The organism is Clostridiales bacterium, assembly GCA_012512255.1.
In the GTDB taxonomy this organism is placed as follows: Bacteria; Bacillota; Clostridia; order Christensenellales; family DUVY01; genus DUVY01.
This window is the reverse complement of record JAAZDJ010000036.1, coordinates 1-11,738: the sequence shown is the minus strand read 5'-3', so window position 1 is coordinate 11,738 and position 11,738 is coordinate 1. Positions and strand designations below refer to the sequence as shown.

Annotated in this window: 11 protein-coding genes and 1 other RNA gene; 8 read left to right on the top strand and 4 right to left on the bottom strand. The window is 42.4% G+C overall.

The window, feature by feature from the left end; all coding sequences use genetic code 11:
- Together GX756_02025 and GX756_02020 are read left to right on the top strand one after the other, a co-directional pair.
- The coding region (locus tag GX756_02025; GenBank protein ID NLC16642.1) for a glycoside hydrolase family 43 protein at positions 1-643 on the top strand (643 nt) is incomplete at its 5' end.
- A gap of 166 nt (positions 644-809) precedes the next feature.
- Positions 810-1,376 carry a TIGR00725 family protein gene (locus GX756_02020; GenBank protein ID NLC16641.1) on the top strand — a complete coding sequence of 189 codons (567 nt, stop codon included), beginning with the start codon at positions 810-812 and terminating at the stop codon, positions 1,374-1,376.
- Between the two features lie 234 nt (positions 1,377-1,610).
- Here the strand turns inward: GX756_02020 and GX756_02015 are convergent, their stop codons facing one another.
- The 3 genes from GX756_02015 to GX756_02005 all read right to left on the bottom strand — a co-directional run bounded on the left by GX756_02015 (position 1,611) and on the right by GX756_02005 (position 3,990).
- Positions 1,611-1,829 (bottom strand): hypothetical protein, encoded by a 219-nt coding sequence (locus tag GX756_02015; GenBank protein NLC16640.1) that lies wholly within the window; start codon positions 1,827-1,829, stop codon positions 1,611-1,613.
- Positions 1,830-1,920: 91 nt separating this feature from the next.
- Complete coding sequence (locus GX756_02010) at positions 1,921-2,682, bottom strand: DNA metabolism protein (protein NLC16639.1); 762 nt, start codon at positions 2,680-2,682, stop codon at positions 1,921-1,923.
- 3 nt (positions 2,683-2,685) lie between these two features.
- The gene (locus GX756_02005; GenBank protein NLC16638.1) at positions 2,686-3,990 is read right to left on the bottom strand and encodes a putative DNA modification/repair radical SAM protein; all 1,305 of its coding nucleotides are present in this window, start codon (positions 3,988-3,990) and stop codon (positions 2,686-2,688) included.
- Positions 3,991-4,181: 191 nt separating this feature from the next.
- Between GX756_02005 and GX756_02000 the strand changes: the two genes are divergently transcribed.
- Together GX756_02000 and GX756_01995 are read left to right on the top strand one after the other, a co-directional pair.
- Entirely contained in the window at positions 4,182-5,189 is a 1,008-nt protein-coding gene (locus GX756_02000; GenBank protein NLC16637.1) for a prolyl oligopeptidase family serine peptidase, read from the top strand.
- A gap of 291 nt (positions 5,190-5,480) precedes the next feature.
- Positions 5,481-6,008: a hypothetical protein gene (locus GX756_01995; protein NLC16636.1), complete on the top strand. Its 528-nt coding sequence runs from the start codon at positions 5,481-5,483 to the stop codon at positions 6,006-6,008.
- Positions 6,009-6,099: 91 nt separating this feature from the next.
- Here GX756_01995 and ffs read toward each other — a convergent pair.
- Positions 6,100-6,363: signal recognition particle sRNA large type (ffs, locus tag GX756_01990), an RNA gene on the bottom strand.
- Between the two features lie 164 nt (positions 6,364-6,527).
- Here ffs and GX756_01985 point away from each other — a divergent pair.
- The 4 genes from GX756_01985 to GX756_01970 all read left to right on the top strand — a co-directional run.
- Positions 6,528-7,238 carry a CBS domain-containing protein gene (locus tag GX756_01985; GenBank protein NLC16635.1) on the top strand — a complete coding sequence of 237 codons (711 nt, stop codon included), beginning with the start codon at positions 6,528-6,530 and terminating at the stop codon, positions 7,236-7,238.
- Between the two features lie 57 nt (positions 7,239-7,295).
- Positions 7,296-10,412, top strand: a complete 3,117-nt coding sequence (locus tag GX756_01980; GenBank protein NLC16634.1) for an isoleucine--tRNA ligase — start codon at positions 7,296-7,298, stop codon at positions 10,410-10,412.
- A 4-nt stretch (positions 10,413-10,416) separates the two neighbouring features.
- Positions 10,417-11,271, top strand: coding sequence for an SAM-dependent methyltransferase (locus tag GX756_01975; protein ID NLC16633.1), 855 nt, complete (start codon positions 10,417-10,419; stop codon positions 11,269-11,271).
- A gap of 1 nt (position 11,272) precedes the next feature.
- On the top strand, positions 11,273-11,738 hold a 466-nt coding region (locus tag GX756_01970; GenBank protein NLC16632.1), incomplete at its 3' end, for an RNA pseudouridine synthase.

Sequence of the window (11,738 nt, the reverse complement as noted above, 5' to 3'; positions counted from 1 at the left end):
GGACGGCTGGTTTAGCGCGGGGCAAAATGGCGAGGTTGTTCGCAGCTTTGAGATTAAGGGCGATTTTGTCCAACAGGAAAAAAAGGTCTATACATTCCAAAACACCGACCCCAAAATAGATTGGTGTTATCTTCGCCACCCAAATTTTGAAAATTACATCTTTCAAGACAATAAATATATCCTAATCGGAACGGACATAACGCTTGACGATAAGGATTCGCCCGCCTTTATAGCCTTAAGACAAAAAGATTTTGAAATGGAAATAACTTGCGATGTTAAAGTTTTGGATGGCGAGGGCGGAATAACTTTGTATATGGACGAAAACCACCATTATGATTTGGCGATACTAAAAGATACAAACGGTATAAAAGTTATCAAAAAATTAAACATCGGCGATATTAAGACCGTCCATAATTATATAAATATATCTTCTTCTCAAGCTCAGCTTATTATCCGTTCGGATAACCTAAGATATTACTTTGGCGTCCAGCTAGACGGTCAAGAATATGACTTAGGCTCGGCGCAAACAAGATATTTATCGTCCGAGGTCGCGGGCGGGTTTACTGGCGTAATGATTGGGCTATACGCCCTAGGCGACAATAACACGGTTGAGTTTGAGAATTTTAAATGCGTTTATAAATAAAAAAAATATTTTGGATATAAGACGCAAAAGTCAAGGCGCCCGCATAAGTTGGAAATAAATATATATTTTTGGATATAATAACTTATACCGTATTGAAAAATATCAAATAAAATGTTATATTAAATGTTATATTAGAAAAATAAAGGAAAGCTTGATTAAAAAAGATATGAGAAAAACAATTGCTATTGCGGGCGACAGCAACATTGACAATGACCCCCAAAAACAACAGCTTGCTTTTGAGACCGGCAAAATCTTAGTGGACCACGGTTACAGGCTTATTTCGGGCGGCTTGGGCGGCGTGATGGAATACGCGTTTAAGGGCGCGCACGCGTCCGAAAAATACAAAGAAGGCGACACGGTGGGAATTTTGCCTATGTTTTCGCCAAGCGAGGCTAACGAATACGCCGATATTGTCATACCTACGGGCTTGGATCTTTACCGCAATGTCATTATCGCGAACTCGGCTTCGGCGCTGGTGGTCATAGGCGGCGGGGCGGGCACTTTGTCCGAGATCGCTAACGCTTGGGCATTGCATAGATTGATAATCGCCTACAAAAACGTAAGCGGCTGGAGTTCCAAGGTCGCCGACACCAAACTTGACCATAGGATAAGATACAAAGACTTTGACGACAAAATATTCGGGGTTACCACGCCTCAAGAAGCGGTGGAATTGATTGAAAAATATATGGGCAAATATAATAACTACCATAAGGGAATAGTAAAAGGCGAGTAACAAAGGGCATTAAGATTTTAAAATTTAAAAAAGTTCCCTATCTATATGGATAGGGTTTTTTTATTTGATTTATTAGCTTTGGAACTAAAAGCTTTTTGATGATAGTTTTTAAAGCTGTTTTTAGGCGGTCAAAAATTTTCGGGCGATAAGAGTCTATTGATAGGCTGTATTATATTTTAAGGACTTGATAAATTTTTAATTTTTTGTTTGAGAGTTCTGCGTTAAAAAAATCTATTATTTTTTGCTTTTATCGTCTGATTTTTTGTCTTGGTCTTTGTCGTGTTCGCATACCGCCCTAAAGGTGGAAATGGTAAGCAACACGCCTGACAACTGGCTAAAAATCCTAGACAGCAGCAAAATCTCATTTTCGTCTAAGCCTTCCGCCAAAGAATTTGCCAATGCCGCAATAGCGAAGTTTATCTCGCACTCGTTCAGCTTGCAAAAATCCACCATTAATACCTTTTATAGTATATATGCCAATAGCGGCGAGATTGTCAAATTGTTTTTTGGCTGATTAATAGATAGAGATTTTGGCTATGTAATATTACGTTTTATTTTTTCTAAAGACCAAATCGCTGTTAAACTCGGGCATAAATTTACGGTAGCGTCTAGGCAAAAACTGTCTTTGGAGTTTTAGGTTTTTGCGCTCTTTTATGTTTACGCTCTCGTAGTAATCTTGCCAAGCCGATTGCAGCGCCAGCTCTTCTTCGCTCAAGGTTATTTCAACTTCGCTCGCGGGCACGATCTTGCATATTACGCCGTCATAAGCCAGCATTTTCTGGCGCGCCACATCGTGAATGCAAAAAGCCATGCCCTTATACCTTTGAATAAAATGGCTTGCCAAAGCGTCCAAAATATCGTGGTCGGGCGAAATCGGCGCGTAATACACACCAAAATCGGTTTGCCTGAACCTGACAAAACCTTTCATTAGGTGAATTTCTTTTTGGACCGAATGGACAAGGTTGTTAAATATGACCATGTCGGGATGGGCAAGCATATTCAAAGCCGCGCTTTTTTTACAAAACAGTAGCTTGATAAACCTAAAAATCGCCAAGTCTTTGTCCGCGTCGCAATGCCTAAACGCCGTATAAATATTGTCCAAAGCGTTATAGCTGATGCGCTTTATGGCCGTTACCACTCTTTCGGCGTTTACAAAATCGGTCTTTACTGGCACGGTTTCATATAGCATGCTGGTTTGGAAATCTTTTTGGGACGAATGGATCGCCACAGGCTCAACGCCCGTTTTATACGCTTCAAATACCGTAGTGAAAAACCCTTCAATGCTTCCGTCATAAACAAAAATCATTTTTTAAAACTCTCCTGTAACTATGCTTAATTTTTGGTCGTCAAAAATGCTAAGCTGTTGGTTGGGCTCTTGTAGCATATAGTTGTTTAGCTGATTATAATTTCGTATTCCAAAAAATTTGCCATCTATCGTGATAAAATTAATCGCCCGCTTTAAGACGACTTTCATTCTTTTTAGATCTTCTAGCCCCAGCCGTCCTGATTTACGCGCGCGGACTATGCGCCAAGCGTTTTTGATGCCTATGCCGGGTACTCTTAGCAAGACTTCGTAAGGCGCGTTGTTTATCTCTATCGGGAACTTATCCATATTGCGAAGCGCCCAATCGGTTTTGGGATCAAGGTCGTAATTGAGATTGACCTCGGGCGAGATAAACTCGTCCACATCAAACCCATAAAACCTTATAAGCCAATCGGCCTGATATAGCCTGTTTTCTCTTTTGGTATTGGCGGGCGCGCTGGGCAAAAGTTTAGAGTTGCCCACAGGCATATAAGCCGAATAATACACCCTTTTTAGCCGATAAAGCCGATACAGCGCTTGGGACAGTTTTAAGATTGTCCCATCGGCATCAGGCGTCGCGCCTATGATTAATTGAGTGGTCTGTCCAGCCGAAATGGGATGGTTTGGTTTTTGTTTGGGCTTGCCTACGGGGTCGCTTATTAACACATTGCCCCCAACCCCAAGCAAATTTTTATGGTTGGCCAATTCTTGCCCGTTGAGATAAATATCGGATAATTGTTTCATCGGCTTTAGGATTGACTCTTTGGTTTTGGACGGGGCAAGCTTTTTTAGCCCTTGCTCGCTGGGCAATTCAATATTGACGCTCATCCTGTCAACATATCTTGAGGCTTGGTCTATCAGCGCGGGATCGGCGTGCGGTATGGCTTTTAGGTGGATATAGCCGTTAAACAAACAGACCTCCCGCAGCGTCTTGACCGTTTGCAACAAAATCTCCATAGTATGATCGGGATTTACAAACACCGCCGAGGACAAAAACAGCCCTTCTATGTAATTGCGCCTATAAAACCCCATCGTCAATTCGCACAGCTCTTGCGGGCTAATTGACGCCCTTTGGATATCATTGCTTCGCCTGTTGACGCAGTATTGGCAGTCAAAGACACAGTCATTGGACATTAAAATTTTCAGCAGCGATATGCACCTGCCGTCCTCCGTAAAGCTGTGGCAAATCCCGCATGCCGCTGTGTCCCCAATCATATTTCCCGTGTTTTTCCTGTCGCTTCCGCTGGACGAACAGCTTACATCGTATTTAGCGCCCGCTGATAATATTTTGACACGCTCCGCAAGTTCCATAACACACCGAATTAATCAAATGTTTAAACACATGTTTAGTATATCACATCTTATATAAATAATCAAACATTTGTTTTAAAATTTTTCAAAAAATTTTTAATTTGTAATTTGGCAAAGAAATAAGTATAATTAAATAATATTGATTATTATTAAATAATTTTTAAAAATCAAAAATAGGGTTTTTTGTTGAGATGTTTGAATGGATTCTTTTGGTAGTGATAGGGGCGATAGTTTTGGTTATATTGGTTTTGCCGTTTGCGTTGTTGGGGGTATCCTCGGCAAAGCAGTATAACTTAAGGGCTGATAACGAGTATTTAATCAGCATAAAAGAATTTGAAGGCTTGGAATACGAAAAAGTTGGTTTTAAAAATAACAATGGCCAAAATTTGACGGGCTATAAGTTTTTTAAAAAGGGCAAAAATTATAAAGCCGTAATTTTACTAATACCGGGCTTTAAAAACAACCATAACCATTATTTGCCCGAGATTGATTATTTTACTTCGCAAGATTACTTGGTGTTTTCTTTTGACCCGACCGCCACGGGCCGAAGCGAAGGCGATAGGGTAAGGGGGCTTTTGCAAATACCTTTTGACGCCCAATGCGCCCTTAACTATATAAAACAAGACGCTTCATTAGGCGGCAAGCCGTTATTTTTATGGGGATTTTCCAACGGCGGTTACGCCGCGCTGGCTCTGCTGAATGACGATAAGGTCCTCGCCGCCGCCAGCCTGTCGGCTTTTAACGCTGTCAACAAAATGACGGTAGATAACGCCGTCTTATCTTTTGGCAAACAAGCGGTATTGATTTGTCCGTATTGCGCCGTCTTTAACAGGCTAAAATACGGCAAAAACCCGTTTGGCTCGGCATTGTCCAAGATAAAAACCTGCCGAAAACCCGTATTTTTGGCGCACGGCTCGCACGACAGCGTCGTGCCTTATAAGGCGTTTTTGGGCTTGCAAAAACACAACACGCACCCGCTGTCAGTTAATCTTACCGTTGAAGGCGGCGACCATTGGATAAGGTATCCTAATAAGATAAAAAAGATTAAAGACAGGCTAAAAATCCGATTAGAACAAGCCGACTCGGAAACTAAACCCAAAATCAAAAAATGTTACGCGTCCATAGCCAAAAAGATAAACTTTGAGCTTGCCGAGCGGATAACCAAGTTTTATGACAGTGTTTTAGAACAAATAAAATAATTTCGCCCCAATAAAAACTTGCGAACCAAAATAAAGCGCCAAATCTAAAACAATGGCGGCATTTATGCTAATGCGCCATTTTTATTTAAAGACGCCTTTATTAAAAAAGCGTTAATATTTATTAAAATTACAAAGCGCGTTAATATTTTTTTATTAGAATTATTAATAGAATATTAAAAATACATTAAATCTATAAAACATTATATCAAAATTGTATGCACTCCATTAAATTGTTATATAATTATTTTGTGTAAAAAGCTAAACACTTTTATATTTTTTGGAGGAAAAAAGATGAAAGGTTTGATTGTTTGTTATTCTTTTAAGGGCGGCAACCAAGTATTAGCCAACGAGCTAAAAAACAGAAGCGGATTTGAGCTTATTAATATCCGCGAACTCAAGAAAAGAAGCGCTTTGGGCATATTTTTTGATTTGCTGTTCAATCGCCAACCCAAAATCCAAAGCGCTGATATTGACTGGCAGCAATACGATTGCGTGATTTTGGTTTCGCCTATATGGGCGGGAAAGATTTCCTCGCCCCTGAAGACATTCATATTACAAGAAAAAGAAAATATGCCAAAATACGCCTTTATTTCCTTTTGCGACGGCGACCAAAAACAAATGCAAAAGATTTTTGGCGAGTTAACGGAATGCATAGGGCGCGAGCCGTTCGCGGTCGAGCAATTAAATATTTCGGATTTGCCTAAAGACATCAGAAAAAGAATATATAAAATATATAGCCCCAAGCGTTATAAAGTTCTTGAAAGCGATATCGCGTATTTTGACGATAAAATTAACGCTTTTTTGGAGAAGTTAAATTAAACTATAACCAAAAGACAAGAAAATTAAATTTTAAAATAAACCAAAAAACAAAATGAGCGATTTTTTTAAAAAAATCGCTCATTTTGCAATGCTGTGCAATTTCTGTTGATACACCTTACCGAAACGGTATTTATGCAGGCGGCTCCTCCGAAGCTTCCTTATGGCACATAACAAATTCCGCTTAGCGCTGCTGCGTTCCCGCCCTGACACGGTTCGCGGGTTGTCATTGCATAAGACCCCGATATCAACGCTCCTTACATACTCCTGCTTTCCATAAGATGCACCGCGAGAAATATTCGGTCCTGCTGTAGCGGATTGCAGGTTCAGGGCACCGCTAGCTCCCCACTTAGCACAGCGTAATAATTATAAATGATATTGGTATTTTTAGCAAGGGTTATATTTTGGAAAAAAACACAAAAAACGCGAAAATTTTGATTAAAAAAATTTAAAAAACCCTTTTTAAAATATCCCTAGCCGCATTGGTTTTTTTATTGTTTGCATATATGTTATAATATCTACATGAGTTCAAACGCGTCCAAGTTTATAGAAGCGTATAACATAATAGACAGAACGCTGCGCACGCAATACGGATACAAAGACAGCCTGTCTTTTTCCGAGCTGTTAAGGCAAACGGCGCCCAAAAACCAATTGGTCAAAAAATACGCCGACGAGCTGTATGATTTCGGGCGTCTTAGAAACGCTATCGTGCACAAATCCACCGATAAGATAATAGCCCAGCCCAACGACGAGGCGGTGGAGCTTATTACTCATATAGCCAGATTATTGACCTCGCCGCCTTTGGCGATTGACGTCGTCAAAAAAAGGCAGATTATAGCCTTTGACGACGACCAAAATGTTTCGGACTTGATTGAGGCGATTTCTAAGCATAATTATTCCAATATCCCTATCTATCAAGGCGACCGCGTGGCGGGGATAGTCAACTCAAAACAGATTCTTAATGTGTTAGTCAAAATTTTGCAGACCAAAAAGATTTTAAATTACGAAGACCTGAAAAAGATAAAGCTGAGCCAAATCGCGCATATTGATTATGAGGAATATGTGTTTATGCCCACTAGCGCGAGCATTATAGACGTTTTGACCGTTTACGCCCAAAACCCGCGCCTAAAGGCCGTATTGTTGACTAGACATGGCGACAACACGCTTCCGGTTTTGGCTGTGGTCACTTCTTCGGATTGGTTAACGTTTAGCAATATTCTTGACAAAATTTGACTATTACACGATAATTAAGAATAATATTTTTTTGAGATATTTTTGGAGCGACATAAGATGTATGACAAGGTTGATAATTCTTTAGATTTTAGCGCGAGAGAGCAAAAAGTTATTGATTTTTGGAATAAAAACAATATTTTCCAAAAAACATTGCAAAAAACCCAAGGCAAGCCCGAGTTTACCTTTTATGACGGACCGCCCACAGCAAACGGCAAACCGCATATCGGGCATATCCTGACCCGCGTTATGAAAGATATTATCCCGCGATACAAGACAATGAAAGGTTATCATGTGGACAGGATTGCGGGCTGGGACACTCACGGCTTGCCGGTGGAGTTGGAAGTTGAGAAATTGCTTGGCATTGACGGCAAGCAAGAGATAGAAAAATACGGAATAGAGCCCTTTATAAAAAAATGCAAAGAAAGCGTTTGGAAATATAAATCCGAATGGGAAAAGATGAGCGAGCGCGTAGGTTATTGGGCGGATATGGAAAACCCGTATATAACCTATGACGACAAATATATAGAATCTGTTTGGTGGTCGCTAAAGCAAATCTTTGACCGCGGGCTTATCTACAAAGGTCATAAGATAGTCCCTTATTGCCCGCGCTGCGGCACGGCGCTGTCCAGCCACGAGGTAGCGCAAGGCTATAAGGATATTACCGAAAAATCCATTGTGGTTGGGTTTGAGTTTGCAAACAGGCCGGGCGTGTATTTCTTGGCGTGGACAACTACGCCTTGGACATTGCCGTCCAATGTGGCTTTGTGCATGCACGCCAAAGAAGACTACGCCGAAATAGAAGCGGACGGCGCTAGATACATTTTGGCAAAAGAACTGATTGATAAGCATTTTGAGCAGTATAATATTATAGAAGTCAAAAAAGGCAGAGACTACGAGAGGACAAAATATAAGCCTTTGTTTGATTTCGCGGGCGAGCAAGACGCTTGGTATATTGTCAATGACGATTTTGTGACTTTGACCGAAGGCACGGGTATTGTCCATATCGCGCCCGCGTTTGGCGAGGACGACGCGCTTGTCGGCAAAAAATACAACCTGCCTTTTGTGCAAATGGTGGACGAGCGTGGCTTGTTTGTGAAGGAAGCGGGATTTTTGCAGGGCAAGTTTGTAAAAGACGCCGACAAAGATATTATAAAAGACTTAAAAACAAGAGGACTGCTGCTATCGGAATTTGATTACGAGCACAGCTATCCGTTTTGCTGGCGCTGCAACACGCCGCTTTTGTATTACGCGCGAAGCGCTTGGTTTATAAAGATGACCGAGCTAAAAGACAAATTGCTAAAAAACAACGCCATGATTAATTGGCTGCCTGAGAGTATTGGCAAGGGCAGGTTTGGCAACTTTTTGGAAAATGTGGTTGATTGGGGACTGTCCCGCGAAAGATATTGGGGCACGCCCTTGCCCATTTGGGTATGCGGCGGCTGCGAGTATATGCGCGCCGTAGGCAGCAAGCAAGAACTAAAAGACCTAGGCGGGCTTACAGAAGACATAGAGCTTCATAAGCCTTATATAGACAATGTTACCTTTAAATGCGACAAGTGCGGCGGCGAGATGAAAAGAACGTCCGAGGTAATAGATTGCTGGTATGACTCGGGCGCTATGCCGTTTGCGCAATATCACTATCCTTTTGAAAACCAAGAAAAATTTAAAGCGCATTTCCCGGCCGATTTTATATCCGAGGCCGTGGACCAAACAAGAGGCTGGTTTTATACGCTTTTGGCGATTTCCACGCTTTTGTTTGACCAGCCCGCGTATAAAAACTGTTTGGTCTTAGGGCATGTTTGCGACGAAAAAGGCGAAAAGATGTCCAAACACAAGGGCAATGTCATTGACCCTTGGGATGTGTTAAATAATCAAGGCGCGGACGCCGTAAGGTGGTATTTTTGCACCGCCTCTGCGCCGTGGTTGCCCAGCCGCTTTTATCACAAGGCGGTGAGCGAGTCCCAAAGAAAATTTTTGGGCACGCTGTGGAACACCTATTCGTTTTTTGTTCTGTATGCCGAGATTGACCAATACGACCCGACCAAATACAACCTTAAAGACTGCAAATTAAGCCTTATGGACAGGTGGATTTTATCCGAGCTTAACTCTTTGATTGACTTTGTGGACAAATCTTTAAAAGAATATAACATTATTGACAGCGCGAGACAAATCCAAAAATTCACCGACGACTTGTCCAATTGGTATGTAAGGCGGTCAAGGGAAAGATTTTGGGGCGCAGGCATGACAGACGACAAGATAGCGGCGTATACCACCCTATGCCATGTCTTAACGCAACTAATAAAGCTTTGCGCGCCCTTTGTTCCTTTTGTTTGCGAGACCATTTATCAAAATATAGTTAGAAATACGGACAAAAACGCGCCCGAGTCCGTGCATCTTTGCGATTATCCCGTTGCCGACCATAGCCTGATTGACAAAGGGCTAGGCGAGGGCATGCAAACCATAATTGATTGCGCGGTATTGGGCAGGGCTTTGAGAAACGCCGTCAATATCAAAAACCGCCAGCCTTTAAGAAAGATGTATATCGCCATTGCCAATAGACCCAAACCCGACCAAGAATTATTGGATGTATTGGCGGACGAGCTTAATGTCAAAGAAATAGAAATCGTGGAATCGGCGGCGGAGTTCATCCAATACACGCTAAAGCCTCAGCTAAAGACCTTGGGACCCAAATACGGCAAGAACTTGGGCGTTGTGAGGGAGGTTTTGGATACACGCGCCCAAGACATTACGAAAGCCGTTAAAGACGGCGGGGTTTACAAGACCGAATACAAGGGCGTTGAGATAGAGCTAACCGAGGGCGACCTGTTAATAAGCGTCCAAAGCAAAGAAGGATTTGATTCCCAAAGCGACGACAATATAACCGTGGTTATGGATACCAAACTCACGCCCGAGCTTATTTTGGAAGGCTATGAGCGCGAGCTTATAAGCAAAATCCAGACAATGCGAAAAGAAGCGGGCTTTGAGGTAACCGATTATATCAATATTGGCTATCAAACAAATTCGCAAGATTTGCAAAAAGTATTAAAACAAAACTTTGAGTCCATCAAAAGAGATGTTTTGGCCCGCGGGTTGTTTGATAACATTATTGACGGTTATACTAAGGATTGGGACATTAACGGCCAAAAAATCGTATTAAGCGTGCAAAAAATATAATATAATGAAAATCGCGCGGCATTGGAAAGAATATCAAATAATCGCGACGGGCGACGGGCAAAAGCTGGAGCGTTGGGGCAATGTGATTTTGCTCCGTCCCGATCCCCAGGTTATTTGGCGCGCAGAAATTGATATGCAAAACTACCCCGGTCTTAACGCCGTATATATAAGAAACAACAGCGGCGGCGGCAGGTGGCATGTCAAAAAACAATTTAGCGATAGCTGGACAATAAAGTATAAAGACTATGTTTTTTTGGTTAAGCCCACGGGCTTTAAGCACACCGGGATTTTTCCCGAGCAGGCTGTCAATTGGGACATGATGGAAGAGCTTATAAAAAGGCGCGGCGGCGGGCCCAAAATCCTTAATCTTTTCGCTTATACGGGCGCGGCCAGCGTAGTTTGCGCCGCCTCGGGCGCTAAGGTAACACATGTGGACGCGGCCAAAGGCATGGTTGAGCGCGCCAAACAAAACGCGGGATTGAATAACCTAAACAATATAAGATATATAATTGACGACTGTCTAAAGTTTGTAAACCGCGAAATAAAGAGAGAGAATGTTTACGACGCCATAATTATGGACCCGCCGTCTTACGGCCGAGGCCCAAACGGCGAGATGTGGAAGCTGCAAGACTCTCTTTTTGATTTGGCGCTTCGTTGCGCCGAGCTTTTGTCCCCAAAGCCTTTGTTTTATTTGATAAATAGCTACACGACGGGCTTGCAGCCCTCTGTCATGGCTAACATCCTAAAAATGGCGACCAAACAATTTAAAGGGCGCATAGAAGCCTACGAAATAGGGCTGCCCGCCCAGGATGATTTGGTATTGCCCTGCGGAGCGAGCGCCGTATTTATCGGAGATTGATATGGAAGTAATTTACGAAGATAATCATATACTTGTTGTGGTCAAGCCCCAAAATGTCCCCGTTATGCCGGATATAACCAAAGACAAAGATATGGATACTCTTTGTAAAGAATATGTAAAGCATACTGCCCAAAAACCCGGCAATGTCTATTTAGGATTATTGCATAGGCTGGACAGACCCACGGGCGGCGTTATGGTGTTTGCCAAGACCTCCAAGGCGGCGTCCAGGATATCACAGGCGATAAGAGAAGGCGAGGTTGAAAAATATTATTTGGCTGTGCTTGTGGGCGCGCCCAAAGAAAAACACGGCCGCCTTACACATTATTTATTGAAAGACCCGAAAGCCAACGCGGTCAAAATCGTGCCCATTGCGACCGAGGGCGCGAAAAAGGCTATGCTGGAATATTGGATAGCGGGCGAGTATAACAAAATCTCGCTTGCCAAAATCAAACTTATCACGGGCAGGC

Excerpts from the sequence above, each read along its gene's own strand:
- GX756_02020 (NLC16641.1), top strand. The coding sequence starts at position 810 with ATGAGAAAAACAATTGCTATTGCGGGCGACAGCAACATTGACAATGAC.
- GX756_02015 (NLC16640.1), bottom strand. The coding sequence starts at position 1,829 with ATGGTGGATTTTTGCAAGCTGAACGAGTGCGAGATAAACTTCGCTATT.
- GX756_02010 (NLC16639.1), bottom strand. The coding sequence starts at position 2,682 with ATGATTTTTGTTTATGACGGAAGCATTGAAGGGTTTTTCACTACGGTA.
- GX756_02005 (NLC16638.1), bottom strand. The coding sequence starts at position 3,990 with ATGGAACTTGCGGAGCGTGTCAAAATATTATCAGCGGGCGCTAAATAC.
- GX756_02000 (NLC16637.1), top strand. The coding sequence starts at position 4,182 with ATGTTTGAATGGATTCTTTTGGTAGTGATAGGGGCGATAGTTTTGGTT.
- GX756_01995 (NLC16636.1), top strand. The coding sequence starts at position 5,481 with ATGAAAGGTTTGATTGTTTGTTATTCTTTTAAGGGCGGCAACCAAGTA.
- GX756_01985 (NLC16635.1), top strand. The coding sequence starts at position 6,528 with ATGAGTTCAAACGCGTCCAAGTTTATAGAAGCGTATAACATAATAGAC.
- GX756_01980 (NLC16634.1), top strand. The coding sequence starts at position 7,296 with ATGTATGACAAGGTTGATAATTCTTTAGATTTTAGCGCGAGAGAGCAA.
- GX756_01975 (NLC16633.1), top strand. The coding sequence starts at position 10,417 with ATGAAAATCGCGCGGCATTGGAAAGAATATCAAATAATCGCGACGGGC.